At 66.4% G+C, this 25,942-nt stretch carries 24 protein-coding genes and 1 pseudogene; 10 read left to right on the top strand and 15 right to left on the bottom strand.

The window, feature by feature from the left end; all coding sequences use genetic code 11:
- Positions 1-86: 86 nt before the first annotated feature.
- From U4012_RS14825 to U4012_RS14815, 3 genes are all read left to right on the top strand, one after another.
- Complete coding sequence (locus tag U4012_RS14825; protein ID WP_044843507.1) at positions 87-704, top strand: TetR/AcrR family transcriptional regulator; 618 nt, start codon at positions 87-89, stop codon at positions 702-704.
- 76 nt (positions 705-780) lie between these two features.
- Positions 781-1,908, top strand: coding sequence for an efflux RND transporter periplasmic adaptor subunit (locus tag U4012_RS14820; RefSeq protein WP_321799516.1), 1,128 nt, complete (start codon positions 781-783; stop codon positions 1,906-1,908).
- The gene (locus U4012_RS14815; RefSeq protein WP_059544705.1) at positions 1,905-5,003 is read left to right on the top strand and encodes an efflux RND transporter permease subunit; all 3,099 of its coding nucleotides are present in this window, start codon (positions 1,905-1,907) and stop codon (positions 5,001-5,003) included. Before U4012_RS14820 ends, U4012_RS14815 begins: the two co-directional genes overlap by 4 nt.
- Positions 5,004-5,087: 84 nt before the next feature.
- Here U4012_RS14815 and U4012_RS14810 read toward each other — a convergent pair.
- From U4012_RS14810 to U4012_RS14800, 3 genes and pseudogenes are all read right to left on the bottom strand, one after another.
- A pseudogene (locus tag U4012_RS14810) lies at positions 5,088-5,402 on the bottom strand (helix-turn-helix domain-containing protein); the annotation flags it as partial.
- Between the two features lie 227 nt (positions 5,403-5,629).
- Positions 5,630-7,027 carry an ISNCY family transposase gene (locus tag U4012_RS14805; protein ID WP_321799799.1) on the bottom strand — a complete coding sequence of 466 codons (1,398 nt, stop codon included), beginning with the start codon at positions 7,025-7,027 and terminating at the stop codon, positions 5,630-5,632.
- A 349-nt stretch (positions 7,028-7,376) separates the two neighbouring features.
- On the bottom strand, positions 7,377-7,865 hold the full coding sequence (locus tag U4012_RS14800) for a YbaK/EbsC family protein (RefSeq protein ID WP_321799512.1): 489 nt from the start codon (positions 7,863-7,865) through the stop codon (positions 7,377-7,379).
- 452 nt (positions 7,866-8,317) lie between these two features.
- Here U4012_RS14800 and U4012_RS14795 point away from each other — a divergent pair, with 452 nt between their 5' ends.
- Positions 8,318-8,605, top strand: coding sequence for a YciI-like protein (locus U4012_RS14795; protein ID WP_124485447.1), 288 nt, complete (start codon positions 8,318-8,320; stop codon positions 8,603-8,605).
- Between the two features lie 18 nt (positions 8,606-8,623).
- On the opposite strand, the gene corA is transcribed toward U4012_RS14795, so the two are convergent.
- Positions 8,624-9,601 (bottom strand): magnesium/cobalt transporter CorA, encoded by a 978-nt coding sequence (gene corA / locus U4012_RS14790; RefSeq protein WP_044848267.1) that lies wholly within the window; start codon positions 9,599-9,601, stop codon positions 8,624-8,626.
- A gap of 179 nt (positions 9,602-9,780) precedes the next feature.
- Between corA and cydX the strand changes: the two genes are divergently transcribed.
- Complete coding sequence (gene cydX, locus U4012_RS14785; RefSeq protein ID WP_044848241.1) at positions 9,781-9,927, top strand: cytochrome bd-I oxidase subunit CydX; 147 nt, start codon at positions 9,781-9,783, stop codon at positions 9,925-9,927.
- Positions 9,924-10,541 carry an AAA family ATPase gene (locus tag U4012_RS14780; RefSeq protein ID WP_044848242.1) on the top strand — a complete coding sequence of 206 codons (618 nt, stop codon included), beginning with the start codon at positions 9,924-9,926 and terminating at the stop codon, positions 10,539-10,541. The genes cydX and U4012_RS14780 overlap by 4 nt, the downstream gene beginning before the upstream one ends.
- Positions 10,542-10,732: 191 nt before the next feature.
- On the opposite strand, the gene U4012_RS14775 is transcribed toward U4012_RS14780, so the two are convergent.
- Entirely contained in the window at positions 10,733-11,833 is a 1,101-nt protein-coding gene (locus tag U4012_RS14775) for a saccharopine dehydrogenase family protein (protein WP_040144221.1), read from the bottom strand.
- 456 nt (positions 11,834-12,289) lie between these two features.
- Positions 12,290-12,754, bottom strand: a complete 465-nt coding sequence (locus U4012_RS14770; RefSeq protein ID WP_006481526.1) for an Lrp/AsnC family transcriptional regulator — start codon at positions 12,752-12,754, stop codon at positions 12,290-12,292.
- Between the two features lie 323 nt (positions 12,755-13,077).
- On the opposite strand from U4012_RS14770, the gene U4012_RS14765 reads away from it, so the two are divergent.
- Together U4012_RS14765 and U4012_RS14760 are read left to right on the top strand one after the other, a co-directional pair.
- Complete coding sequence (locus tag U4012_RS14765) at positions 13,078-13,623, top strand: Spy/CpxP family protein refolding chaperone (RefSeq protein ID WP_321799507.1); 546 nt, start codon at positions 13,078-13,080, stop codon at positions 13,621-13,623.
- Between the two features lie 131 nt (positions 13,624-13,754).
- Positions 13,755-14,186: a PGDYG domain-containing protein gene (locus tag U4012_RS14760; RefSeq protein WP_321799505.1), complete on the top strand. Its 432-nt coding sequence runs from the start codon at positions 13,755-13,757 to the stop codon at positions 14,184-14,186.
- 60 nt (positions 14,187-14,246) lie between these two features.
- Here the strand turns inward: U4012_RS14760 and U4012_RS14755 are convergent, their stop codons facing one another.
- The 8 genes from U4012_RS14755 to U4012_RS14720 all read right to left on the bottom strand — a co-directional run bounded on the left by U4012_RS14755 (position 14,247) and on the right by U4012_RS14720 (position 22,090).
- On the bottom strand, positions 14,247-14,609 hold the full coding sequence (locus U4012_RS14755) for a DUF3022 domain-containing protein (protein ID WP_321799503.1): 363 nt from the start codon (positions 14,607-14,609) through the stop codon (positions 14,247-14,249).
- A gap of 13 nt (positions 14,610-14,622) precedes the next feature.
- A complete protein-coding gene (locus U4012_RS14750; RefSeq protein ID WP_321799501.1) occupies positions 14,623-15,411 on the bottom strand; it encodes a YhfC family intramembrane metalloprotease in 789 nt (262 codons plus the stop codon).
- A gap of 54 nt (positions 15,412-15,465) precedes the next feature.
- A complete protein-coding gene (locus tag U4012_RS14745; protein ID WP_124485442.1) occupies positions 15,466-16,509 on the bottom strand; it encodes a LacI family DNA-binding transcriptional regulator in 1,044 nt (347 codons plus the stop codon).
- A gap of 322 nt (positions 16,510-16,831) precedes the next feature.
- Positions 16,832-17,797 (bottom strand): NAD(P)-dependent oxidoreductase, encoded by a 966-nt coding sequence (locus tag U4012_RS14740; protein WP_321799498.1) that lies wholly within the window; start codon positions 17,795-17,797, stop codon positions 16,832-16,834.
- A 5-nt stretch (positions 17,798-17,802) separates the two neighbouring features.
- Positions 17,803-19,083, bottom strand: a complete 1,281-nt coding sequence (locus tag U4012_RS14735; RefSeq protein WP_044848248.1) for an MFS transporter — start codon at positions 19,081-19,083, stop codon at positions 17,803-17,805.
- Positions 19,084-19,248: 165 nt separating this feature from the next.
- Positions 19,249-20,241 carry a sugar kinase gene (locus U4012_RS14730; RefSeq protein WP_321799495.1) on the bottom strand — a complete coding sequence of 331 codons (993 nt, stop codon included), beginning with the start codon at positions 20,239-20,241 and terminating at the stop codon, positions 19,249-19,251.
- A 28-nt stretch (positions 20,242-20,269) separates the two neighbouring features.
- Complete coding sequence (locus U4012_RS14725; RefSeq protein WP_321799493.1) at positions 20,270-21,034, bottom strand: sugar phosphate isomerase/epimerase; 765 nt, start codon at positions 21,032-21,034, stop codon at positions 20,270-20,272.
- Between the two features lie 162 nt (positions 21,035-21,196).
- Entirely contained in the window at positions 21,197-22,090 is an 894-nt protein-coding gene (locus tag U4012_RS14720; RefSeq protein ID WP_321799491.1) for a LysR family transcriptional regulator, read from the bottom strand.
- A 111-nt stretch (positions 22,091-22,201) separates the two neighbouring features.
- Between U4012_RS14720 and U4012_RS14715 the strand changes: the two genes are divergently transcribed.
- Positions 22,202-23,278: a YeiH family protein gene (locus tag U4012_RS14715; protein ID WP_321799489.1), complete on the top strand. Its 1,077-nt coding sequence runs from the start codon at positions 22,202-22,204 to the stop codon at positions 23,276-23,278.
- A 115-nt stretch (positions 23,279-23,393) separates the two neighbouring features.
- Positions 23,394-25,127 carry a ClcB-like voltage-gated chloride channel protein gene (locus U4012_RS14710; RefSeq protein ID WP_221621948.1) on the top strand — a complete coding sequence of 578 codons (1,734 nt, stop codon included), beginning with the start codon at positions 23,394-23,396 and terminating at the stop codon, positions 25,125-25,127.
- Positions 25,128-25,224: 97 nt separating this feature from the next.
- Here the strand turns inward: U4012_RS14710 and U4012_RS14705 are convergent, their stop codons facing one another.
- Entirely contained in the window at positions 25,225-25,845 is a 621-nt protein-coding gene (locus U4012_RS14705; RefSeq protein WP_321799484.1) for a TetR/AcrR family transcriptional regulator, read from the bottom strand.
- Positions 25,846-25,942 lie beyond the last annotated feature (97 nt).

The following is a 25,942-nucleotide window of genomic DNA, read 5'->3' as shown; positions in this document are numbered from 1 at the left end:
AGCGACAACGGGAGAGGAAATATAGTGACCAATATACAATATGGTCACACGTTGTCAACTGACGAGCGTCGGACTAAGCTTGACGCATGAACAAACCGACTCCCTCCACCTCTTCGTCCCGTGGCCCCTCGGACCACGAAGTTCGCGCCCAGATCGTCGACGCCGCAACGGAATACTTCAGCCGCTATGGCTACGAAAAAACCACGGTCTCCGACCTCGCGAAGGAAATCGGGTTTTCAAAAGCCTATATTTACAAATTTTTCGACTCCAAACAGGCGATCGGTCAGGTCATCTGCGCCAATCGGCTCGCCGCGATCGTGGCCGCAGTCAGCGAAAATGTCGACGGCGCGCACGGTGCAACCGAGAAATTTCGCCGTATGTTCAAGACCTTGCTTGCGTCTGGAAGCCAGCTTTTCTTCCAGGATCGCAAGCTCTACGATATCGCCGCCGAGGCGGCCGCATCGCCCTGGCCCTCCGTCAAAGGCTACGAGGACCAGATCCGGCAACTCATCGCCGATATCCTGCGACTCGGACGCGAAACCGGCGAATTCGAACGCAAGACCCCGCCAGACGAAGCGGTGAATGCGATCTTTCTGGTGATGAAGCCTTACTTCAATCCGTTGATGCTCCAGTACAACCTCGATGGTGCGGAAGAGGCGACGGCCCAACTCGCGAACCTCGTCCTTAGAAGTCTCGCTCCATGAATCTTGTTGTGACTATTGACTGATTTGGTCACTGGTATCAGAATGAGGTCTCCTGTTCTTTGCGAGAGGGGATCTCATGTTCCGGCGCCATCGTCTTGTCTACACATTGGGCCTGGCTTCGCTTGCGCTCGCAGCATGCGGCGAGCATCCGGCTGCTGATCCTCGTACCGAGGCGCCACTTGTGCGTACAAGCGCCGTTCACGGCGCGGCGCGTACGAGCCGGTCGTTTTCGGGTGTTGTGGGCGCCCGCGTTCAGAGCGATCTCGGTTTCCGCGTTCAGGGTAAAGTCATCGAGCGACTGGTCGACGCGGGCCAAACGGTCAAGCGCGGCCAGCCCCTGATGCGCATCGATCCGATCGATCTCGGGCTGCAGGCCCGTGCGCAGCAGAAACTCGTGGACGCGGCGCAGGCGCGCGCGACGCAGACGGCTGCCGACGAGGCGCGGTATCGGGATCTCGTCGGGGCGGGGGCGGTGTCGGCATCGACCTACGACCAGCTCAAGGCGGCCGCCGATTCCGCCAGGGCCCAGCTCGTCGCAGCGCAGGCGCAGGCCGTGCTCGCCAACAATGCTTCCGGATACGCCGTCGTCATGGCGGACGCCGACGGCGTGGTGGTCGAGACGCTGGCGGAGCCGGGCCAGGTCGTCGCGCCGGGACAAATCGTCGTGCGGCTCGCGCATGCCGGCCCCCGCGAGGCCGTCGTCCAGCTTCCCGAGACGCTGCGTCCCGCGTCCGGCTCGATTGCCACGGCGACGCTTTACGGCGCGGACCAGAAGCCCGTTCCCGCCGTCCTGCGCCAGCTCTCCGATTCTGCGGATCGGCTGACACGAACCTACGAGGCCAGATACGTCCTCGAGGGCGCGCTCTCGAATGCACCGCTCGGCGCGACCGTGACCATCGATCTCGCCGGCAATGCCGGCCAGACACAGGCCGGCATAGTGGTGCCGGTCGGCGCCTTGTTCGATCCGGGCACGGGAACCGGCACCGGCGTCTGGACCGTCGATCGATCTCAATCGCGTGTGACCTGGCACAAGGTTCGTGTCACCGCATTGAGCGACGACAGTGCGACGGTGACTGGCGATCTTCGCGAAGGCGACCAGGTCGTCGCGCTCGGTGCCCAGTTGTTGCACGATGGAGAGCGCGTGCGTCTCGCCAACGACAAGCTGGCCGCGGCATCCGTCTCCACGCAAGGAGCAGCGCAATGAGCGGCTTCAATTTGTCGGCTCTTGCGGTGCGGGAGCGCTCGGTCACGCTGTTTCTGATCATCCTGATTTCGATCGCCGGCGTGATTGCCTTCCTGAAACTGGGGCGGGCCGAAGATCCGCCATTCACCGTCAAGTCGATGACGGTCATTACGGCATGGCCCGGCGCGACCGCGCAGGAAATGCAGGACCAGGTGGCCGAGCCGCTCGAAAAGCGCATGCAGGAGCTGCGCTGGTACGACCGGACCGAGACCTATACGCGTCCGGGGCTGGCCTTCACCACCGTGACCTTGCTCGACAGTACGCCGCCCGCGGACGTGCCCGAGGAGTTCTATCAGGCGCGCAAGAAGCTGCACGACGAAGCGGGCAACCTGCCGCCCGGCGTGATCGGCCCGCTCGTCAATGATGAGTATTCCGACGTAACGTTCGCGCTGTTCGCGCTCAAGGCGAAAGGCGAGCCGCAACGATTGCTGGTGCGCGACGCCGAGGGGTTACGCCAGCGGCTTCTTCATGTGCCGGGCGTCAAGAAGGTGAACATCATCGGCGAGCAGGCGGAACGGATCTACGTGTCGTTTTCGCACGACCGGCTCGCGACGCTCGGCGTGACCCCGCAGGAGATCTTTGCCGCGCTGAACAACCAGAACGTTCTCACGCCGGCTGGTTCGATCGATACGGCGGGCGCGCAGGTCTTCATTCGTGTCGAAGGCGCCTTCGACAAGCTGCAGACCATCCGTGACACGCCGATCGTCGTTCAGGGCCGCACACTGAAGCTCTCCGATGTGGCGACCGTCGAACGCGGTTACGAAGACCCGGCCACGTTCCAGATTCGCAACAAAGGCGAACCGGCGTTGCTCCTCGGCGTCGTGATGCGGGACGGCTGGAACGGGCTCAATCTCGGCAAGGCGCTCGACACGGAAGTCGCATCGATCAATGCCGGGCTGCCGCTGGGCGTGAGCCTCACGAAGGTGACCGACCAGGCCGTCAACATCCATTCGGCCATCGACGAATTCATGGTGAAGTTCTTTGTCGCGCTGCTCGTGGTGATGGTCGTGAGCTTCGCGAGCATGGGATGGCGTGTCGGCATCGTCGTGTCGGCGGCGGTGCCGCTGACACTCGCGGGCGTCTTCGTCGTCATGGCCGCAACGGGCAAGAGCTTCGACCGCATCACGCTCGGTTCGCTGATTCTCGCGCTCGGCCTGCTCGTCGACGACGCGATCATCGCCATCGAAATGATGGTCGTGAAAATGGAGGAGGGCTATAGCCGCGTCCAGGCATCAGCTTACGCATGGAGCCACACGGCCGCACCGATGCTGTCGGGCACGCTGGTCACGGCTGTCGGCTTCATGCCGAATGGCTTTGCGCGCTCGACGGCCGGCGAATACACCAGCAACATGTTCTGGATCGTCGGCATCGCGCTGGTCACCTCGTGGATCGTGGCCGTCGTCTTCACACCGTATCTCGGCGTCAAGCTGTTACCCGACATCGCCGTGATCGAAGGCGGCCACGAGGCGATCTACAACACGCCGAACTACCGGCGCTTTCGCCGCTTCCTCGGGCGCGTGGTCGCGCGCAAGTGGATGGTCGCCGGGATCGTGGTGGCATCGTTCGTGGTCGCCGTGATGGGCATGGGGCTCGTGAAGAAGCAATTCTTCCCGACTTCCGATCGCCCGGAAGTGCTCGTCGAAGTGCAGATGCCCTATGGGACTTCGATCGAGCAGACCGCGTCCGCAACGGAAAAAGTCGAGGCATGGCTCGCAAAGCAGCCGGAAGCGCAGATCGTGACCTCGTACATCGGGCAGGGCGCTCCGCGCTTCTATCTGGCCATGTCTCCGGAGTTGCCGGATTCGTCCTTCTCGAAGATCGTGATCCGCACGAATGACGAGCGACAACGGGAAGCGCTCAAATTCCGTTTGCGCAAGGTCATCGCGGAAGGGTTGGTGCCCGGGGCGCAGGTTCGCGTCACGCAGCTGGTGTTCGGCCCTTACTCGCCTTACCCCGTTGCGTTCAGAGTCATGGGCCCGGACGCCCAGACGTTGCGCACCATCGCCGCACAGGTCGAACGGACCATGAACGCCAGCCCGATGATGCGAACGGTGAACGCCGACTGGGGGCCGCGCGTTCCCACCGTGCATTTCACGCTCGATCAAAATCGTCTCGGGGCGTTCGGACTGACGTCCAGCTCGGTCGCGCAACAACTGCAATTCCTGCTGACCGGCATTCCCGTCACGCACGTGCGCGAGGACATTCGTTCCGTGGAGCTCGTCGCGCGTTCGGCGGGCGACATCCGGCTCGACCCGCAACGGATCGACGGATTCACGCTGATCGGCGCCGCAGGGCAGCGGGTGCCGCTCTCGCAGGTCGGCAAAGTCGACATCCGCATGGAGGATCCGATCCTGCGCCGGCGCGACCGAACGCCGACGATCACCGTGCGCGGCGATATCGCCGAAGGGTTGCAGCCACCCGATGTGTCGACCGCGATGCTCGCGCAGCTTCAGCCCATCATCGCGAAGCTGCCGGGCGGCTACCGGATCGAGGAGGCCGGCTCCATCGAGGAGGCCAACAAGGCGACAACTGCGCTCGCGCCGCTGTTCCCGATCATGATTGCGCTGACGCTGCTCATCATCATTTTTCAGACGCGCTCGATTTCCGCCACGATGATGGTGTTCGCGACCAGTCCGCTGGGATTGATCGGCGTGGTGCCGACACTCCTGCTGTTCAATCAGGCATTCGGCATCAACGCATTGGTGGGACTCATTGCGCTCTCCGGCATCCTGATGCGCAACACGCTGATCCTGATCGGCCAGATCGAAGAGAACGCGCGCGCGGGCATGACGCCGTTCGATGCGGTGGTGGAGGCCACGCTGCAGCGCTCGCGGCCCGTGATCCTGACTGCGGTCGCCGCGATGCTTGCGTTCATTCCGCTTACCCATTCCGTGTTCTGGGGCACGCTGGCTTATACGCTTATCGGAGGAACATTCGCCGGAACGGTTCTGACGTTGGTGTTTCTGCCGGCTATGTACTCGATCTGGTTCAAGATCCGTCCCGGGGCAGGGGAAAACAATCCTGCGCTCGAACCCAGCGCCAGCGTGACGACGTAGGCAGGTGCGCTCCGGGCGATGACGGTCCCGCCCGGGGCGTCGATGTGAACCGGCAACGATGCGTCCGGACGGAAGGCAACTCCGCCCGTGACATTCGGGGAGCTTCTCGCAGGCCAGCGTCGGGCCAAAATCGGCGTAGCGATCACGGATGATCGACAGTGCTCGATCGGCCAGATCAGCGTCCAGCCGCCGATTACCGGGACGCCCACGCTTGCGCGAAGCCAGTCCGGCGGCGCCAGACTCACGGTAACGATCCACCAGACGCTGGAGCTGACGCACGGTCACGCCCAGTCGTTCGGCCGCGCGTCCGGGCTTGAGTCCCATGTCCACCACGGCCTGGATTACCTTCAGACGGTCGAGTTCTCGCATGTTCAGTGTCACCAGTGCACCTGGATACATGGCCGGCTCCGTGGTCCCCGCAAAGAACCGGCCAGCATACCGAGGTCAAAACACGACATTTCTAAGTAGCCAGAACACGACATTTCTAAAAAGCTACTACAACCAGTTGTCATACCCGGATTCAGATGTCGTAGCGCCAGCTAAATACAGATGTCGCATGTTTCATCGGTTTTCCTTCATTCAGCGTTGAAGTGCCGGGCCTGAAGCAGCAGGGTGCTTACGCTCGATCAGCGGGCCTTGGCAGACCGCTGGTTCGATTCTGCTTGATGTGTTTGCGAAGCGACCTGCAGGATGGCCGCTTCAATGTCGGCTTCCGTGAACGCACGCTGTTTCTTGGCGCCTGGTAACGATGTCTTGGCCCGCACTGGCAGCCCTCGATTGGCGCGCGAGGGCGAACCCGAGATCCGCCGGTTATCACGCTGCGCCTGAACCGCTTCAGCCACCTGCAGCGCGTGACTCAGACGCTTGTGTTCGATGATCGCGCCTTGATCGACCGCCGCCAGCTTGTCGTAAAGGCGGCAATGCAATACCTCGCCGTCGGCCCGGATTTCGATTCGTCCATCCGGGTACTCCCAGACGTCGATATAGCGATGAATCAGCTTCCTGTTCTCGAGCGTATCGTCCAGCAGGTACAGCACCCGGTCATACAGCACCGTCAGTGACTTCGATACCCGGCGCGTTTCGCGCCAGGTCAGCAACCGGTCCAGATTCTCGTCGTTTCGCAGCGGCCGGTGCGCATTGAAGTCGCTCTTCGGCGGCTTCGCGAAGCGCGCGTTATACATGGCGATGAAGGAGGGCGCATACGCATTGGCGTCGGCCACCGTACTGATCCCGCGCAATCTCAACTCCTTGACCAGCCGGTCCTGCAGCGTCAGGTGCGCACGTTCGACGCGCCCCTTGGCCGAGCTGCTGTTCGCGCAGAACGTGTCGATGTTCAGCTCGTACATGGCCCGGCCAAACTGCGTCACGCTGCTGCCGGTCTTGCTGGCCTTCGGGCTGCGGAACACGCTGTACTTGTCGCTGTAGAACGCCACCGGCTTGCCATGGCGCTCCAGGTACGTTCGCGTGGCCTCGAAGTAGCTGAAGGTCGATTCGGTCGCCGTAAAGTGCAGATGCATCAGCCGGCTCGTCGCATCGTCGACGTACACCAGCAGCGTGCAGGACGGCGCCCGTTCCTCGAACCACCGATGATCGCTGCCGTCGATCTGGATCAGTTCACCTAGGCAAGCCCGGCGCGCTCGCGGTTGATAGACCTTGGGCGGTCGTTGCCGACGCGGAATCCACAGCCCAGCGTCCGTCATCAGCTTCCTGACCGTTTCCTTCGACAACTGCAGCCCGTGGCATTCCCACAGCTTCTCGCAAGCCAGCGTCGGCCCGAAATCGGCGTAGCGCTCACGAATCAGGCTCAAGGCACGGTGCGCCAGATCCTCGGGCAATTGATGGTTGCTGGCGTGGCCACGGCGCTGAGAAATCAGTCCAGCCGGCCCCGCAGCACGATATCGGGTAACCAGCCGTTCAATCTGCCGTCGACTGATCCCGAGCCGCTCCGCGGCTCGCCAAGGCATCAGACGCTGCTCGATCACGGCTTCCACGACCTTCAGACGATCCAGCTCCCGCATGCTCATGGTGATCAGTCCAGGTTGGCCCACGATGCGCTCCAGCAGTTCAAACCGCCGCCAGCATGCGCCGAAACCCTCGAACTACGACATTTCAACTTTGCCCAGATGCGACATTACAACTTTGCTCCCACACCAGTCATATCGATAATTGAGATTATGTCAAATCATAAATTTACCCGAAAACACCCCTGAAATCCCTGCCAGACACCGCCCGAATCCTTCCTCACCAGTCACGCGCAGCCACCGTTCTTGCAGCGTGAACCCCGCCTCAGCAAAACCTGCGGCACGCAATGCCCCCGACGGCCGCCCGCCAGACGCCGTCTCCAACCACCGCAAACCGCCCGCAACAGGACGATCAGGACAACCACATCCCCTGCATCTTGTGCGAGAAATACGCGCGCTCGGCCGTCTCCATCAGCGACAGGAATTCATCCTGCATCATGTGGATCAGCGCTTCGTGGTCGCCGGCCTCGAAATACACTTCCGGCTGCTGCGCGAGATGTTCCTCGAGGAACGTCTTCATCCCGTACGCCATGCACACCGGCGGCAACGCGCCCAGGTCGCAATCCTTGAAGAGTTCGCGCAGTTCGATTTCCCTGGCGAGCACGAGATGGCGGCCGGTCTTGACCCAGAGGTCCGACAGCCGCACCGCGTGCGACGTCGGCAGCACGGCGGCGACGTAGCCTTCGTCGTCCTCGAGCAGCACGGTTTTCGCGAGGCGATCGCCGGGGATATGCGCGGCGGCGGCCGTCTCCATGCTGGTATGGCTATACGGGTGGTACACGACTTCGTACCGCGATGACTTCTGGCGCAGGCAATCCTGCAGGGTGGCTGATACAGGCATGGCACACCTCTCTGGACGAATCGGACGAACGAAGTTCGCTCCGGGTTTGTTCAGCATAGGTCGCATTGCGGCCAATGGAAACGCCCTCGCACAGCGCCCGCACCGACGCTCGCCCCGGCTTCGGCCCCCTTTTTCCGGCGCGCGCAATCCGGGCCCGGAATCCGCATGGAACATGTCTGCCTGCCCCGCCTTTCCTGAAGACACAACGAGACGCAACGGGCGGTAACGGTTCCCGTACGAGGACCCCACCACATGTGACGGCGGATCTGCGCCAGACCGTTAGTTGCATTTTAAGGAAGAACGTCGAGACCTGAAACCGTCGTCATCGGCCGCCGGGGATCGGCCGGCCACGCACCCACGAGGCCGCCGCAAACCGCGCCGACAAAGACCGAACCTCGCCCTATACTGAGCCAACACCCGCCATCCCGCGGCGGCCGATTCCGGGAGCGACCATGCATTACCAGCTGATCTACGAACTCGTCGACGATTACCTGTCCCGGCGCGAACAGTACCGCGCCGAGCACCTCGCACTCGCGCGGGCGGCAACCGAACGCGGCGAACTCGTGCTCGCAGGCGCATTGCAGGATCCGGCCGACCAGGCCGTGCTCGTGTTCGAAGGCGATTCGCCGGAAGCCGCCGAATCGTTCGCGCGCGCCGATCCCTACGTGCAGAACGGCCTCGTGAAGTCCTGGCGCGTGCGTCCGTGGCGCGTCGTGGTCGGCAAGCACGCCCCGCGCTGACGGTGCACGGGGCCACGGCTACAGCCACCCCGCCCGCTTGAAGCGCCACCACAACGCGAGATCGGCTACGACCATCACGCCGATGCAGCCGTAGAAGCCGTACTTGAGGTGCAGTTCGGGCATGTTCGCGAAGTTCATCCCGTAAATGCCGGCGATCATCGTCGGTATCGCGAACAGCGCGGCGAACGAGCCGAGCCGCTTGGTCACCTCGTTCTCCGCAAGCGAGATCATCCCGAGATTGACCTGGATCGCGGTCACGACCATCTCGCGCCGCCCTTCGATCGTCTTCACGATCCGCTGCAGGTGGTCGTACACGTCGCGGAAGTAATGCTCCATCCCGCTGCAGACCTGCGGAATGCGTCCGCCGGTGAGCTTCGCGAGCGGCTCGATCAGCGGCGCCGTGTGCTGGTGCAGCATCACGAGCCGGCGTTTCAGCGAATAGAGATCCTCGATGATCGCGCGCGACGACGCGGGCGTGGCCTTGGTGAAGATGCGGTCCTCGAGCTCCTCGAGCTCGTTGCCGAGCGTCTCGAGGATCGGGAAATAGCGGTCGACGACCTGGTCCATCAACGCATAGAACACGAATGCCGACCCTTCCTGCAGCAGATGCGGCTCGCGCTCGCAGCGCTTGCGCACCGCGCGGAAGTCCTGTTCGGTATGGTTACGGATCGACAGCACGTAGTTCGGGCCGACGAACACGTTCAGCTCGCCGACATTGAATTCACCGTCGTGGTCGAGCTCGACCGTGTGCAGCACCGCGAACAGCGAATCGCCGTACTCCTCGATCTTCGGCCGCTGATGCCCCTTGCGGGCATCCTCGAGCGCGAGTTCGTGCAGCCCGAATTCCTCGCCCATCAGGTCGATCTCGTCCGGCGTCGGATCCTTCAGCGCGACCCATACGAAACACTCGGGTTTCGACACGTATTCGCTGATGGCGTCGATATCGATATCGGCCAGCTTGCGGCCGTCCTGGTATGCAGCACAGTTGATGAGCATGATGTCCGTCATGTTGCCGTTATCGCACCAGTTTACCGGGTTGCCGCGCGGGCGGCCCGGCTTGCGCGGCACGCCGATATTGGTCATGATCGGATTGCGTGCGCCGCGGCTCGCGCACGGCATCGCTTCGACAGGTGCACGGCACGGCCGTGCCGCCCAACCTTCAAGGAGACAGACCCATGTGGTATTTCTCGTGGATACTCGGCATCGGCGTGGCGCTCGGCTTCGGCATCATCAACGCGATGTGGCTTGAAGCGGAAGTGTTCTCGCGCGACGGCAAGCGCACCGCCGCACCGCGCACGGATTCGGGGAGCCGGTATTCGTGACGCACCTGGTGTTCTTCTGCGGTCATGCCGGCACCGGCAAGACCACGCTCGCGAAGCGGCTGATCGGGCCGCTGATGCGCGCGACCGGCGAAGCCTTCTGCCTGCTCGACAAGGACACGCTCTACGGCCGCTACAGCTCGGCCGCGATGGGCGCCCTCACCTCCGATCCGAACGACCGCGACAGCCCGCTCTACCTGAAGCATCTGCGCGATCCCGAATACCAGGGCCTGCTCGACACGGCCCGCGAGAACCTCGCGCTCGGCATCGGCGCGCTCGTGGTCGGCCCGCTGTCGCGCGAAGTGCGTGACCGGCGCATCCTCGACCGCACGTGGCTCGGCATCGGGCCGGACGTCGCGCTGACGGTCGTGTGGGTCCATACCTCGGAAGACGTCGCGCACCAGCGGATCGTCGCGCGCGGCAATCCGAACGACGCGTACAAGCTCGCGCACTGGGACGAATACCGGCAACGCCGCTTCGTGCCGACCGGCCACGAATGCGACGGCATCGTGATGTTCGACAACACCGCACCGTCCGACGCGGACATCGATGCGCTGCTGTACCGCATCGTGCCGCCCCCGCCGGCGGCAACGATCGTTCCGCCGCTGCCCGCCTGAGCGGCGCGCACCGCCCTGCTCCTCGTCGCTTCACCGTGTCGCGTGAAGGCATCGCGACGCAACGTGTCGATTCGGCCGACGCCAATGCGATCCGTGAAGCCGTGACGGGCTTCGACGCGCTCGTCAAAAAAAACGCCGGAAGCGCTGTTGCGCTCCCGGCGTCGCACGGCCCTCGTGCCTGAGACCGATCGTCAGGCGACTTCGTGCACGCGCTCCATCGTGCCGCCTTCGTACAGCTTGCCGAAGCGGTTCGCGAGGAACGCCTTCAGCGACACCTTTTCCTGCGGGATGAAACCGCTTTGCGGCAGCTTCTTTTCGCGGAACAGATCCAGCACCGCGCACATCGCGCCGGCCGTCGTGATCTGGATGGCGCTCATGTGCATCCCACACACGTCCTTCGCGAAGATCTTGCGGGTGAACACGTCCTGCACGAGCTGGCCGTCCTTCACGCCCGTCACCGTGACGAACACGAGCACGACGTCCTGCTTCGTCGACGGCACCGCGCGGCGCATGATCGACTTCAGCGTGTCGCGGTCGCTCGACAGGCGCAGGTCTTCGAGCAGGAATTGCACGAGTTCGCGGTGGCCCGGATAGCGCACCGACTTGTAGTCGAGCGTCTCGACCTTGCCCGACAGCGTCTCGCACAGCGTGCCCAGGCCGCCCGACGTGTTGAACGCTTCGTATTCGGTGCCGTCGAGCGAGAAATGCTCGAGGCCTTCGAGCGGCTGCACCCACTGCTTGCGGCCGTCGCGGATCGCTTCGCACGGCTGGCAGTATTCGTTGATCAGGCCGTCGACGCTCCACGTCAGGTTGTACTTCAGCGCGTTGGTCGGATACTCGGGCAGCGCGCCGACGCGCATCTTCACGTCGCGCACTTCGCTGAAGCCGTTCACGAGCTCGTGCGCGGCGATGCCGATGAAGCCCGGTGCGAGGCCGCACTGCGGCATGAACGCGCGGTCCGAACCGTCGGCCAGTTCGCGGATCGCGTGGGTCGCGCGCACGTCTTCGGTCAGGTCGAAGTAATGGACGCCTGCCGCCTTGGCCGCCGCTGCGACGTTGACCGCCAGGTAGTACGGCAGCGCGTTGACGAGCGCATCGAAGCCCTTCACGGCTTCACGGATCGCATTGGCGTCGGCCGAATCGACACGTTGCGTCGCGATGCCTTCACGCGACAGCTTGGCGAGCGCATCAGCGTCACGGTCGAACGCGACGACTTCATAGTCGCCGGTTTCACGCAGCATGTGAGCAATGGTGTGGCCGATCAGACCTGCGCCGACGATGGCGATTTTCATGCGCTTATCTCCTGATGATGGGTTTGGTGTTGGTGTACGGCGTCGAGCCATGAACACAGTTTAGGGACGTGCAAAATCAGTTCCAAGACGAAGAATGATGCGAAACGACCGATACTTTCGACGAAATGACCACACATTTCGTCACAACGACCAAATCATCTAAAAAACGCGTATACGGCGTGCGTCAGACGGGCCGCGATCGACGCGTCTGGACGCGTGTGGCCGGACAGGAAGGAACACGCAAGGCGGGACATGGCAGGCAAATGAATTGTTGCGCGCGCCCGGGCACGCATTCGACACAACGACGCTCGCGTGCGGACGCACGAGGCAACGCCCCGCCCCGCCGCGAGCGCAGGCGGCGGGCATCAAGGCATCAAGGGAAAGGGAAAGGAGGAAAAGCCTGCGCGACGAATCGAATCGCGCCGCGGCGTCACATGCGACACCGCATGCGACGCGTCATCCGCCGATCGTGCCGCGATCGATCTTGCGCGACAGAATGATCGACGTCGTCGTGCGTTCGACGCCTTCGAGCGTGCCGATCTGGTCGAGCAGGTCGTTGAGCCGTTCCGGCGAATCGGCACGCAACCACGCGACATAGTCGTATTCGCCGCTCACCGCGCACAGCAGCTGCACCTCGGGCATCCGGTCGAGCTTGCGCAGCACGTCCTTGCCGAACTTCGGCGTGAGAATGATGCCGACGTATGCGTAAATGCTCGCGTCGAGCACGTCCTGACCGAGCCGCACGCTGTAACCGGCGATCACGTTGGTACGCTCGAGCCGCGCGATGCGCGCGACGACCGTCGTGCGGGCAACGTCGAGCTGTCGCGCGAGATCGGCGACGCTTGCGCGCGCATCCGCTTGCAGCAGCGCGACGAGTTGCCGGTCGAGGTCGTCGAGTTGGTCGAGGCGAGGAGGACGCATGAGGCTGGGCCGGCGTGCAACGCGCCGGCGAAATGGAACGTGACGCGATGATAGCGCCGAACGCCGGTGCGCCCAAACGGGATCTCACGCGTTCGCATCGCCCCGCCTCGTTCGCGCGCGGCGCCCGACTCGCCGATCGAACACCATCGATCGCCGGCCTTCGCCAAGTCCCTTTCAATTTCGATTCGTATCGGATGTAAGCAAGTGTCGCTTTCGCTGCTGCACTGCACTCAACGTGCTACTAATAAGGTGCGACGCGAGATGCGCGCTCGCGGCACTGGCCGCCGCGCCCGCTCGCACGACACCACCCCGGAGAGCCAACCATGAAGAAAATCTTGCTCACCCTCGCTACGCTCGCCGTTGCGGCCAGCGCATTCGCGCAAACCCCGCCGCAACCGCAAACGCCCGCACCGGCAGCGGCAACGGCCGCGTCTGCCCCTAGCGCCGAACAGCGTGCCGCACGCCGCGAAGCGCGCATCGAGCAGCGCATCAAGTACCTGCACGACCAGTTGAAGATCACGTCGGCGCAGGAACCGCAATGGAAAACGTTCGCCGACACGATGCGCGAGAACGGCGACACGATGGGCCGCCTCTATCGCGCCCGGATGGAAAGCCATGACGTGTCCGCGGTCGACGACATGAAGCAGTACGCGGAACTCGCGCAGGCGAACGCGGACGGCGCGAAAAAGCTCGCCGACGCATTCGCGCCGCTCTACGAGCGCTTCCCGGCCGACCAGAAGGCGCTCGCCGACACGACGTTCCGCAGCTGGCTGCACCACGGCGGCGAACACCGCGGCAAGGGCAAGGCCGCGAGCAAGGAAGGCAAGGCAGCAGCAGCGCCGGCCGCCAGCGCGCCCGCGCAACCCTGACGTCCGCCCCGTCGGCGCCGCACTGCCCGTGCGGGCCGAACGGCGTCGCGCATCCCGCGGGAATCCGGCGCGTCACACGGCGCGCCGGATTCGGGATAAGCTCCCGGCTTTTCCCGCACTTCCCCCCTGCCATGCTCGAACTCAAGCACATCGATCTGCGTACCGACCCGCAGGCCCGTCGCGTCGTGAAGGATGAAACCGTCACGGTCGCATTCGCGGATGCCGACGGCGAACTGATGAGCCTCGAAGGCCCGAACCGCTATGTCGCGGGCGACGCGCTGATCACCGGCTCGACCGGCGACCGTTGGGTCGTGTCGCGCGCGCGCTTCGACGCGAAGTACCTGCCCGCCGATCCGGCGCTCGCGCACGGCGCGCCGGGCGCCTACCGGAACCGGCCGGCCGTCGTGCTCGCCCGCCGCATGGACGAGCCGTTCACGATCGCCCGCTCGGAAAACGGCGACACGCTGCGCGGCATGGCCGGCGACTGGGTCATGCAATATGCACCCGGCGACTATGGCGTCGTGCAGGCGCAGCGCTTCGCGCAGGTTTATCGCGACGCGTAAGCGCGCGTCGCGTGACACGCGCCGCGCCGGCATCGTGCCGGCGCGCGCCCGCGTCGCCGCTCACGCAAAGTCTTCGTCGAGTTCGAGTTCCGCGGTGCGCTCGACGGCTTCACCCGCCGCGTGCCGCTCCTCGAGCGAGCCCAGCATCGCTTCCGTGTACGCATGCAGCACCGCGTGGCTGCGGGCGCGCTGCATCGGCCTGAGCGCCAGATAGCGCGCCAGCGCGGCCGGCGCGATGCGGATATCGAGCGTCATCCGTTTCGGCGTCGAACCGAAACGCATCGCGAGCCACTGCACGGACAGGAAGCGCCCGCGTTCGTCGCTGCTTTCGGCAAAACGCGTCTGCTCCGGAAAGAGATCGCAGATCACTCGCGCGAGCGCGTCGAATTCGGCACTTGCGCATTCGATCAGATAGTCGTCCATTCCGCCTCTCCCGTCAGGCCGCCGCGCGCGGCGACCGGCACGCCTTCACCAGCACGGCGACCAGGATCGCGGCCAGCACGAAATACACGGCCTCGAGCGATCCGGCCGGCAGCACGCGCACCTGGTACAGCAACGCCGGTGCGGCCGCCAGCGCATGCAGCACGATCGCGAGCGGCAGTACGCCCGCGCGGCCGGCACGCACGCCGCGCCAGACCAGCACCGACAGCGCGAGCTGCACCGCGAACGCCGCGCAGCGCTCGATCAGCAACAGCAAGATCGACTGTGCCGACAGCGTCGCCAGCATCACGTGCAGCCGCACGACGGTATCGCCCGGCAGGTCCGCGAGCTGCGTCTCGAGCTGCCCGCGGCTCGCGAGCCACGCGAGATACGACCACTGGCCCCAGACGAGCACGCCGACGAACCAGGCTTCGGCACCGGCATGGCCGATCCCGTAGCCGATGCCGCGCCCGTCGCCGGCCGACGCGCCGTAGCGGCGGTTCAGGAACCGGAACCCGAGATAACGGCCGACTTCCTCGAACACGGCAGTCGCGAGCGCGCTGTACGCAACGAATGCGAGCGGCTGCGTGAGCCAGCCGCCGGCGGGCGTCTGGCTCAGCACGAGGCCATGGAATGCGCGTTCGACGATCATCGCGAACAGCGTGAAGACGGCGACGCCGACGATCGTGTCGCGGCGGTCGAGCGCAAGCGGCTTGCGCAGGGTACGGAAGAGAACGAACGGCAGTAGCGCGATGATCAGCGTGGCGGCGATCAGCACCGCCAGCGTGACGGGAGCGACAGTCATGAATTTCCTTGTTCGGGGCAGCGCACCTGACGCGCCGCGTGCCCCGCATGATACTCAGCTTGCGGTCGACGCGCGCGCAATCAGCTCGCCCGGCAGCATCGCGACGCGCACGTCGCCGACCGCGCCGTCGATGCGCTCGTGCACGAATTCGACGGCCTTGTAGCCGATCTCGTAGGTCGGCTGACGGATCGTCGTGATGCCGATCAGCTCGGCCCACTCCGGATCGTCGATCGACAGCAGCGCGGCCTTTTCCTGCCATGCGGCGCCGAAGCGGGCGCGCAGGTGGCGCGCGATCGCGAGCGCGACCGGCGCGTTCGCGGCGAACAGCGCCGCCCGCACGCCGCGCTGCGTGGCCGCGTCGACGCGCGCGTCGAGGTCGGCGAGCGCCACGGCGGCCGCGGCCGGCTCGTTCAGGTCGAGCACGACCGTCGGCGGCACCGGCAGCCCGCGCGCCTCGAGCGCCGCGCGGAACGCGGCCTCGCGCAGGCGCCGCGAGCTGACGCGCTCGAACGGCTGCACGACGAAATGAATCGCATCGAAGCCGCGCGCGATCAGGTGCGCGAGCGCCGTCTCGATCGCATCGGTGTTGTCGAGCCCGATCAGGTCCGCCTCGAAGCCCTCGACCGTCCGGTCGACGAGCACGGCCGGGATGCCGCCGCCGCGCAGCGGGCGCAGCACGTCTTCCTCGGCGCCGAGCGCATTGACGATCAGCCCTTCGACCCGGTAGGTCGTGAGCAGCTGCAGGAAGCGCCGCTCCATCTCGACTTCATTGGCCGCGTGGCAGATGAGCGGCATGTAGCCGAGCGCGTGGCACGCGGCCTCGACGCCCAGCAGCACTTCGACGGTATAGGGATTGGTCAGGTCGGCCGCGAGCATGCCGAGCAGCCGGTTGCGGCCGCGCTTCAGCCCGCGCGCCATCTGGTTCGGCCGGTAGTTCAGGCGCGCGATCGCCGTCTCGATCCGCTGGCGCAGATCGGCGGACAGCACGTGCGTCTCGCCGTTCAGATAGCGCGAAACGCTGGTCTTGCCCGTGCCGGCTTCGCGTGCGACGTCGCTGATCGTCGCCGGACGCTGCGTGGAAGGTTGCGAATCGCTCAAGTCGTGCCTCGCGACGTACGATCCGCGCCGCTTCGTGTGCGGACGGACCTTTGTTGTTGGATACGAACGCCCCCCGGCGCACGCCGCCGCTCCCCTGCTTCGCGGTCAAGCGAAGCCGGCGCGTTCGCGCCCGCTCCGCTCGCCCGACACGCACGGCGATCGGCCGCACCGGGCTGGCACGGATGCCCGTCGCCGGACGCCGCCGGCCGCGTGGCCGGGTCGTCGATGCGCGACGAGCGGGCGATCATAACGCAGCCTGCCCTCCCGCACCAAGACCATCGACTCTAACGGCAGCGGCGGCCCGCCGGCCGGCCGCCGGCGCTCAGACGCGCGCGAGCGCGTCCGGATTGACGAGATTCGTGCGCAGCGTGCCGGCCAGCGCTCCGACCAGGTTTTCCGCGGCGCAGCGCGCCATCGCATGGCGCGTCTCGTGGGTCGCCGAGCCGATATGCGGCAGCGCGACGACATTGCTCATCCGCAGCAGCGGCGAGTCCGCCGCCAGCGGCTCCTTCTCGAAGACGTCGAGCCCCGCGCCGCGGATCGTGCCGGCCCGCAGCGCGTCGATCAGCGCGGCCTCGTCGACCACCGGCCCGCGCGACGCGTTGATCAGGATCGCGCCGCGGTTCATCTTCGCGAATTCGGCCGCGCCGATCAGGTGATGCGTTTGCGGCGACAGCGGCACCTGCAGGCACACGAAGTCCGACTGCGCGAGCAGCTCGTCGAGCGTCACGCGGCGGGCGCCGTACTGCGTCTCGGCTTCGGCGTGCGCGGCACGGTTCGTGTACAGCACCTGCATCCGGAAGCCGAGCGCCGCGCGGCGCGCGACCGCGCCGCCGATCCGCCCGAGCCCGACGATGCCGAGCGTCTTGCCCTGCACGTCGGTGCCGTACAGATCGGGGCCGATGCTGCGCTGCCAGTGACCGGCCTTCACCCACTCCGCCAGTTCGACCACCCGCCGCGCGGACGCGAGGATCAACGAGAACACGGTATCGGCGGTCGATTCGGTCAGCACGTCGGGCGTATGCGCGAGCACGATCCCGCGCCGCGTGAGATCCGCGACGTCGAAGTTGTCGTAGCCGACCGAGATCGTCGACCAGGCCTTCAGCCGCGGCGCGCGATCGAGCATCTGCGGCGTGACCTTCAGGCTCGCGCCGATCGCGCCGTCCGCGTCGCCGAGCGCATCGGCGAGCGCGTCGGCGCCGTCGGCCTGCACGAGCTCCGCATGCTCGCGCAGGTACGCGAGCACGTCATCGGGCAGCGGCTTGTACGCGACGATACGAGGCTTCATCGTTTTCATTTTCCTTGCAGCGGCGTCGCGAGCGGGTGCGCATCGCGCGCCTGGGGTTTGACGGACAGCGTGAGGATCACCGCGGCGACGAGCGCGACGCTCATGAACGCATACGATGCGACGGGCGACCCGGTCGCCCCGTTCAGGTAGCCGACGAAATACGAGCCGACGAACGAGCCGAGCGCGCCCATGCTGTTGATCAGCGCCATCGCGCCGCCGGCGACGTTCCTCGGCAGCAGTTCCGGCACGATCGCGAAGAACGGGCCGTACGGCGCGTACATCGCTGCGCCCGCGACGACCAGCAGCGCATACGAGATCCAGAAATGCGACGAGCCGAGCGCATACGACGCGGCGAACGCGGCCGCGCCGACCAGCAGGAACGGCCACACGAAGCCGCGGCGCGAGCCGACCTTGTCGGACGCCCACGACGCGACCAGCATCGCGATCGTCGCCGCGAGGTACGGCAGCGCCGACAGCCAGCCGGTCGCGACCATCCCGAGCTCGGAGCCGTTCTTGACGATCGACGGCAGCCACAGCACGAAGCCGTACACGCCGATGCTCCAGCAGAAATACTGCGCGCACAGCTTGATCACGGCCGGCGAGCGGAACGCCTCGCCGTAGTTGCGCACGGGCTTGATCGCCGCCTGTTCGGCCGCGAGCGCGGCGTCGAGGTCGCGCTTTTCCTGCGCGGTGAGCCACGGCGAATCGGCCGGCTTGTCCTGCACGAGGAACCACCAGCATACGGCCCAGATGATGGCAGGCACGCCTTCGGCGATGAACATGTGGCGCCAGCCGAATTCGTGCACGAGATAGCCCGACACGATCGACATCCACAGCACCGTGACCGGGTTGCCGAGGATCAGGAACGTGTTCGCGCGCGAGCGCTCGTTCTTCGTGAACCAGTTGCTGATGTAGATCAGCATCGCCGGCATCACCGCCGCCTCGACCACGCCGAGCACGAAGCGGATCGCCATCAGCGACGGAATGTTGGTGACCACCCCCGTGAGCGCCGCGCACGCGCCCCACAGCACGAGGCTGGCGAACACGAGCTTCTTGACGCTGCGGCGCTCCGCATAGATCGCGCCCGGAATCTGGAAGAAGAAGTAGCCGAGGAAGAACAGCGCGCCGATCAGCGACGACAGGCCCTTGCTGATCCCGAGGTCCTGGTTGATGCCGGCGGCTGCAGCGAACCCGTAGTTCGCGCGGTCGAGGTAAGCAAGGCTGTAGGTGATGAACACGATCGGCATGATCGTCCACCAGCGTCGTGCTGCGAGATTGGCTGCCATCAGAGTGTCTCCTTGGGTGATCGGAGTGGGCGGGTCAAGCGCCCGGCTCCGCTCCCGTCCTTTCGGGAATCGACCGGCGTCGGCGCGATGGCGCCTGCTCCGGCCTCATGCAAAACCGTGCACGAAGCACGAATTGGGTCCGCGGATTGTGCCGTGTCCGGCCTCTCATTGCGCGGTGACGGTTTCCTCTAGGCGATCGGCGCGATTGCTGACGTTTTCGAGCCGATCGAGCGCCGCGCGGGTCGGCAAGCCTTCCGAATCGCCGATCACCTGGATCGCGAGCGCCCCGATGCGATTGCCGCGCGCGACCGCCTGCTCGACGGAGCGGCCTTCCAGCAGCGCGCTGACCACGCCGACCGCGAAGCCGTCGCCGGCGCCGACCGTGTCGACCACGTTCGCGACACGCTCGCCCGCCACCGTGCCCTCGCGGCCGTCGGCCGTGCGGAAGTACGCGCCGTCGGCGCCCAGCTTGATCACCACGCCGCGCGCGCCCTGTGCCAGGTAGAAGCCCGCGATGTCGGCCGGCGTGTCGTGCCCGGTGAGCTGCTGCCCTTCGGCCAAGCCCGGCAGCACCCAGTCGGCGAGCGACGCGAGCGCGTTCAGCGTCTTCGCCATCACGTCGGCGGACGGCCACAGCGTCGGGCGCAGGTTCGGATCGAACGAGATCGTCTTGCCGGCCGCACGCATCTCGCGCGCCAACCGGAACGCAAGCTCGCACGACGTCGCGGAGATCGCGGGTGCGACGCCCGTCAAATGCAGGTGCCGTGCGCCGAGCACGTAGTCGGCCACGTAGTCGTCGCACGACAGGTGGCTCGCGGCCGAGCCCTTGCGGAAATATTCGACGGTCGGGTCGCTGCCGTCGTCGTTGCGCGACTTCAGCTGGAAGCCGGTCGGATAGCGCGGATCGACGATCACGCACGACGCGTCGATGCCTTCGCGCGCGAGCGTGTCGAGCACGTAGCCGCCGAACGAATCGCGGCCCACCCGGCTCATCCAGCCGACCCGGAAGCCGAGCCGCGACAGGCCGATCGCGACGTTCAGGTCCGCGCCCGCGATCCGTTTCGTGAATTGCGCGGCGTGCGCGAGGTGGCCGGGCTCGGCGGCGACGAACATCGCCATCGCCTCGCCGTAGGTCACGACATCGAGTGCTGCCTTCATGAGTGCATTCCTCCGTATCCTTCGAGCGTCACGCGGCGGCGAGCCACGCGACGCGCCGGCCGGCATCGCCCGCCAGGTCGGCCGCATCGAACGGGAATTCGATGCCGCGCGGCGCCGCTTGCGGCAGGGCCGCGAGCACGCCAGTCACGAGCGTGTCGCCCGGCGCCGGCGCCACCGCGAAACGGCGCGCGCCCTCGCCAGCGACTGCCTTGCAATGAATGTATTCCACATGCGGCGCGAGTGCGTGCGCGCACGCGAGCGGCGCTTCGCCCGGCCATTGCCAGTTGCCGATGTCGAACGTCATGCCGAGCGCGTCGGGCGCGCCCGCCTCGGCCAGCGCCGCGAACAGCCCGCTGAATTGCACGAGCGCGCCGCCCACCGGCAACTGGCCGTTCTCGACCACCACGCGGGCACGCGCGCCGCGCGACAGCGCGACGATCTCGGCCGCGTGCGCGTCGCCGGCGAAGCCGCCGAGCTGGAACTTGACGAAGCGCGCGCCGAGCGCGTCGGCTTCGACGAGCGTGTCGCGCAGCGCGTCGACGTCGAGCGCGCCGGTTTCCGTGTACAGCGTGGCCGGCGTCGAATAGACCGACCACAGCCCGTGCGCAGCGAGCGCCGTGCCGAGCTCGGCCAGCGCGCCGGGCGTCGCGTCGTCGTCCGATGCGAACAGTTCGCGCCGCACCTCGAAGCCGGTCGCACCGGATGCCGCCGCGGTCGCGATGAATGCACGGTGGCCCTCCTGACGCACGCGGTCCATCCCGAATGCGCTCGCCACGATCACGATGTCTGCCATGTCTGCCCTTTTTTCTCCGAAATGGAACCGGTTCCATTTGCTTGAGACGGATGGTGCGCTTCGCCCCGGACGCACGCCATAGAGGAAATCCCTAAGGACGGCCGCCGCACGAGCGTGCGCGGGCGCACGGGCATCCGGCGCTCCAGGACCGGCTTCGGGCGCCTACCCGGCGTCGTGCGCGAGGCTCGTTTCGAGGAACTGGGCGGCCACGCGCGACGGCGCCGCGCCGTGCGGCACCAGGATCGAGAAATGACGCGTGAGCGGCGCGGGGGCGAGCGAGCGCGGCACGAGCGCCGCCCCCTCGTGACGCAGCGACATCGCGGACACGAAGCCGACGCCCATCCCCGCGCGCACGGCCTCCTTCACGGCCTCGACACCGGCGATCTCGAACGCGACACGCATCGGCGCGCCGCCGTGCGCGAACGCGCGTTCCACGAGTTGCCGCACGCCGGAGCCCTCCTCGCGCAGCACGAGCGGATGCGCGGCGAGTGCCTCGAGCGTGACGCCGGCTGCGTACTCGGGCGCGGCGAGCGCATGCCCGGCCGGCACGACCGCGACGATCTCGTCCTCGTGCCATGCGTGCACGGCGGTGCCGGGCGGCAGCGCCTCGCCGGGCGGCCCTTCGATCATTGCAATGTCGAGCGATGCCAGCGCGGCGACCACGTCGGCCGTATTGCCGCTCATCGTGTGGATCGCCACCCGCGGCACGCGCGGCTGGAACGCCGCGATCAGGTAAGGCAGCAGGTAGCTGGCCGGCGTCGTGCTCGCGCCGATCCGCAGCGTGCCGGCGTCGAGCCCGCGCACCGCGTCGCGAAACGCGCGCGCCTGCGCGAACGTGTCGCGCTGGGCCTTCGCGTACTGCGCGAGCTGCTCGCCGACCGGCGTCAGGCGGATGCCGCGGCCGTCACGCTGGTACAGCGGCTCGCCGAACTCGTCCTGCAGCAGGCGCAGCTGGCCCGACACGGCCGGCTGCGACAGATGCAGCGCCACGGCAGCGCGGCTGATGTTCAGGTGTTCGGCGACGGCCGCGAACGTTATCAGTTGATCCGGGGTCATGAGGATGAATTATCGGCTTCCCGGATAGTTTACGTCACAAATCACAATTTTTCATATCGATATAACCAAATTAGGATTAGACCATCGCAACCTGCTTGATCACGGTGCCCCATGTCCACTGCTCCGACTCCCCACCTCGCCCACGCCGCGCCGTCGCTGCGCGGCCAGTTGAACGGCGTGCTGTTCGTCGCGCTGTTCGCCGCCGCCGTCACCAGCCTGTCGCAGCTGCCGGCAGTCGCCGGGCTCGGCCTGTCGCCGCTGATCGTCGGCATCGTCGCCGGTGCGCTGTACGGCAACGCGCTGCGCGACGGCATGCCCGCGAGCTGGGCGGCCGGCGTCAACTTTTCCGCGCGCAAGCTGCTGCGCATCGCGGTCGCGTTCTTCGGCCTGCGCGTGAGCCTGCAGGAAATCGCGCAGGTCGGCCTGCCGGGCCTGACGGTGTCGGTGCTGATCGTCGTCAGCACGCTTGCGATCGGCACCTGGGTCGGCATGAAGGTGATGAAGCTCGATCGCGACGCGGCGCTCCTGACCGCCGCCGGCAGCGCGATCTGCGGTGCGGCCGCCGTGCTCGCGTTCGAGTCGACGCTGCAGTCGAAGCCGCACCAGAGCGCGATGGCCGTGGGCAGCGTGGTGCTGTTCGGCACGCTGTCGATGTTCCTGTATCCGTTCGCGTATCACGCCGGCCTGCTTAACCTCGACCCGACCGGCCTCGGCCTGTTCTTCGGCGGCACGATCCACGAGGTCGCGCAGGTGGTCGGCGCGGCGAGCGACATCAGTCCGGAGGTCACGCGCGTCGCGACCATCGTGAAGATGACCCGCGTGATGCTTCTGGTGCCGGTGCTGCTCACGCTCGGCTGGTGGCTCGCCCGCTCCGCGCGCTCGGCCGATGCGACCGCTCAAGGCGCGCAAGGCAAGCGCAAGGTGGCGGTGCCGTGGTTCGCGCTCGGTTTCCTCGGCTTCGTGATCGTCAATTCGCTGAACGTGCTGCCCGCCGACGTCACGCACACGCTGAACCTGCTCGACACCTTCGCGCTGACGATGGCGATGACCGCGCTCGGCATCGAGACCCGCGTGTCGCAGATCCGCGAGGCCGGCCCGCGCGCGCTGACCACCGGCCTGATCCTGTACGTGTGGCTGATCGCCGGCGGCTACGCGATCACCTGGGCGGTACAGCACTGGCTTGGCTGAGCCGCGCAGCCACGCCGCGACACGCGCCGCGCCCGACGGGAAGGTCCCGCGGGCGCGGCGCAGTGCTATGCTTCGCGTCGTTTTCCTTCGTCCTCTTCATCACCCTCTTTCAGCCGTGCTCTCGTTCCTGCTGAAGCTGCGCACTCGCGCCCAGACGCTGTTCCGCCTGTCGGACGCCCATACGATGCTGATCTGGTCGGCCGTCGTCGGCGTCGGCGGCGCCTTCGCCACCATGGCGTTCCGCGAAGGCATCGACCTGATGCAGCGCCTGATCTCGGGGCACAGCGGCAGCTTCGTGGAGATGGCGAAAAGCCTGCCTTGGTACGTGCGCTTCTGGATGCCGGCCGCGGGCGGCTTCCTCGCCGGCTGCGTGCTGTTGCTCGCGACGCGCGGCGACCGAAAATCCGGCAACATCGACTACATGGAAGCCGTCGCGCTCGGCGACGGCGTCGTGCCGGTGCGGCAGAGCCTGTGGCGCAGCGTGTCGTCGCTGCTGACGATCGGCAGCGGCGGCTCGATCGGCCGCGAAGGCCCGATGGTGCAGCTCGCGGCGCTCGCCGCGTCGCTGGTCGGCCGCTTCGTGCACTTCGACCCGCCGCGCCTGCGCCTGCTCGTCGCGTGCGGCGCCGCGGCTGGGATCACGTCCGCGTACAACGCGCCGATCGCCGGCGCGTTCTTCGTCTCCGAAATCGTGCTCGGCACGATCGCGATGGAGAGCTTCGGGCCGATGGTCGTCGCGTCCGTCGTCGCGAACATCGTGATGCGGGAATTCGCCGGCTACCGGCCGCCGTACGAGATGCCGGTGTTCCCGGCCGTGACGGGCGCCGAAGTGCTGCTGTTCGTCGTGCTCGGCGCGCTGTGCGGCGTGCTCGCGCCGCAGTTCCTGCACCTGCTCGATGCGTCCAAGAACCAGTTCAAGCGGCTGCCCGTGCCGCTGCCGGTGCGGCTCGCGCTCGGCGGCCTCGTGGTCGGCGTGATCTCGGTGTGGATTCCGGACGTGTGGGGCAACGGCTACAGCGTCGTGAACCACATCCTGCATGCGCCGTGGACCTGGCAGGCGCTGGTCGCGGTGCTGGTGTTCAAGGTGATCGCGACCGCCGCGACCGCAGGCTCCGGCGCGGTCGGCGGCGTGTTTACGCCGACGCTGTTCGTCGGCGCCGTGTTCGGTTCGCTGTTCGGGCTCGCGATGCACGCGCTGTGGCCCGGCCACACGTCCGCGTACTTCGCGTATGCGATGGTCGGGATGGGCGCGTTCCTGGCCGGCGCCACGCAGGCGCCGCTGATGGCGATCCTGATGATCTTCGAGATGACGCTGAGCTACCAGGTCGTGCTGCCGCTGCTGGTGTCGTGCGTGTTCGCGTATTTCGTCGCGCGCGCGACCGGCACGACGTCGATGTACGAGATCACGCTGCACCATCACCAGGACGCACAGGAACGGCTGCGGCTGCGCACCACCCAGATGCGCGAGCTGATCCAGCCCGCGCAGACGATCGTGCCGCTCACCGCGAGCGTCGCCGACATGACGCGCGTGTTTCTCGAATATCCGGTGAAGTATCTGTACGTGACCGACGACGCCGGGCGCTTCCGCGGCGCGGTCGCGCTGAAGGACATCACGTCCGACCTGCTCGACAAGCGCGACACGACCGACAAGACGGCCGCGCACTACACGCATACGCCGTTTCCGCTGCTCACGCCCGACATGCCGCTCGCGACCGCGCTCGAACGCTTCATGGCGTTCCAGGGCGAACGGCTGCCGGTGATCGAAAGCGAAGCCGAGCCGACGCTCGCGGGGGTCGTCTACAAGACGTCGCTGCTCGACGCATACCGGCGGATGACCGGCGAGCGGTGACGGCGCCGGTGCGCGACGCCCGATGTGGCGTCGCGGTCTTATTGATCGCCACGCCGGCCGGCCAACCGTCTGGCCGCCCGCATCGGCGCCCGGCCGTTCAGTCCGGCGCGCGCCCCAGCACGACCCGTGCGAAGAACCCCGCGAGCACCGATTCGGCCACGTCGGCCGACACGTGCTGCGGGTCGGCCGTGTAGTACGACTGCACGCCGTCGCACAGGCACATCAATCCGAACGCGAGCGTGTCGGCCGGCAGCAGCAGCGGCGTGCCCGCGCGCTCGGCGAAGCGCTGGATGAATTCGGCCATCTGCAGCCGCTTGCCGTGCAGGAACTGGTTGAAGCGCACGCGGAACTTCGCGTCGCGCGCCGCCTGCAGCTTCGCCTCGCCCCACAGCAGCGAATATTCGTCGTCGCGAAACAGCGTCCGGTAGTACGCGAGCGCCATCGACTCCATCTGCTCGCGCGCCCCGCCTATCTCGAAGATCGCCTCGAAATCGGCCCGCACCGAATCGTGGTCGCGCTCGAGCAATTCGAGCAGCAGTTCCGACTTGCTGCGGAAGTTCGAGTAGAACGCGCCGCGCGTGTAGCCGGCCGCCGCGGCGATGTCCTCGACGCTCGCCGCGACAAAGCCTTTCTTCATAAAAATCCGGTGCGCGGCAGCCAGCAGACGTTCGCGCGTCTGGTCCCTGCTCTGCTCGCGAGTTAAGCGCTGAGGTTTCATGGCGCGCAGTCTAGCACCAACTTCCTTTCAGATTCATCTTTGCACTCAGATACAGGTGTGTATTAGAATCCACCGCAGTTTCCGAACGACCTCGTTC

Origin of the sequence: Burkholderia sp. BCC1988, from assembly GCF_905339895.1 — a bacterium.
In the GTDB taxonomy this organism is placed as follows: domain Bacteria; phylum Pseudomonadota; class Gammaproteobacteria; order Burkholderiales; family Burkholderiaceae; genus Burkholderia.
Note: the sequence above shows the minus strand (reverse complement) of the source record. Positions and strands in the feature narration are given on the sequence as shown.

Excerpts from the sequence above, each read along its gene's own strand:
- U4012_RS14825 (WP_044843507.1), top strand. The coding sequence starts at position 87 with ATGAACAAACCGACTCCCTCCACCTCTTCGTCCCGTGGCCCCTCGGAC.
- U4012_RS14820 (WP_321799516.1), top strand. The coding sequence starts at position 781 with ATGTTCCGGCGCCATCGTCTTGTCTACACATTGGGCCTGGCTTCGCTT.
- U4012_RS14815 (WP_059544705.1), top strand. The coding sequence starts at position 1,905 with ATGAGCGGCTTCAATTTGTCGGCTCTTGCGGTGCGGGAGCGCTCGGTC.
- U4012_RS14805 (WP_321799799.1), bottom strand. The coding sequence starts at position 7,027 with ATGAGCATGCGGGAGCTGGATCGTCTGAAGGTCGTGGAAGCCGTGATC.
- U4012_RS14800 (WP_321799512.1), bottom strand. The coding sequence starts at position 7,865 with ATGCCTGTATCAGCCACCCTGCAGGATTGCCTGCGCCAGAAGTCATCG.
- U4012_RS14795 (WP_124485447.1), top strand. The coding sequence starts at position 8,318 with ATGCATTACCAGCTGATCTACGAACTCGTCGACGATTACCTGTCCCGG.
- corA (WP_044848267.1), bottom strand. The coding sequence starts at position 9,601 with ATGCTCATCAACTGTGCTGCATACCAGGACGGCCGCAAGCTGGCCGAT.
- cydX (WP_044848241.1), top strand. The coding sequence starts at position 9,781 with ATGTGGTATTTCTCGTGGATACTCGGCATCGGCGTGGCGCTCGGCTTC.
- U4012_RS14775 (WP_040144221.1), bottom strand. The coding sequence starts at position 11,833 with ATGAAAATCGCCATCGTCGGCGCAGGTCTGATCGGCCACACCATTGCT.
- U4012_RS14770 (WP_006481526.1), bottom strand. The coding sequence starts at position 12,754 with ATGCGTCCTCCTCGCCTCGACCAACTCGACGACCTCGACCGGCAACTC.
- U4012_RS14765 (WP_321799507.1), top strand. The coding sequence starts at position 13,078 with ATGAAGAAAATCTTGCTCACCCTCGCTACGCTCGCCGTTGCGGCCAGC.
- U4012_RS14760 (WP_321799505.1), top strand. The coding sequence starts at position 13,755 with ATGCTCGAACTCAAGCACATCGATCTGCGTACCGACCCGCAGGCCCGT.
- U4012_RS14755 (WP_321799503.1), bottom strand. The coding sequence starts at position 14,609 with ATGGACGACTATCTGATCGAATGCGCAAGTGCCGAATTCGACGCGCTC.
- U4012_RS14750 (WP_321799501.1), bottom strand. The coding sequence starts at position 15,411 with ATGACTGTCGCTCCCGTCACGCTGGCGGTGCTGATCGCCGCCACGCTG.
- U4012_RS14740 (WP_321799498.1), bottom strand. The coding sequence starts at position 17,797 with ATGAAGCCTCGTATCGTCGCGTACAAGCCGCTGCCCGATGACGTGCTC.
- U4012_RS14735 (WP_044848248.1), bottom strand. The coding sequence starts at position 19,083 with ATGGCAGCCAATCTCGCAGCACGACGCTGGTGGACGATCATGCCGATC.
- U4012_RS14730 (WP_321799495.1), bottom strand. The coding sequence starts at position 20,241 with ATGAAGGCAGCACTCGATGTCGTGACCTACGGCGAGGCGATGGCGATG.
- U4012_RS14725 (WP_321799493.1), bottom strand. The coding sequence starts at position 21,034 with ATGGCAGACATCGTGATCGTGGCGAGCGCATTCGGGATGGACCGCGTG.
- U4012_RS14720 (WP_321799491.1), bottom strand. The coding sequence starts at position 22,090 with ATGACCCCGGATCAACTGATAACGTTCGCGGCCGTCGCCGAACACCTG.
- U4012_RS14715 (WP_321799489.1), top strand. The coding sequence starts at position 22,202 with ATGTCCACTGCTCCGACTCCCCACCTCGCCCACGCCGCGCCGTCGCTG.
- U4012_RS14705 (WP_321799484.1), bottom strand. The coding sequence starts at position 25,845 with ATGAAACCTCAGCGCTTAACTCGCGAGCAGAGCAGGGACCAGACGCGC.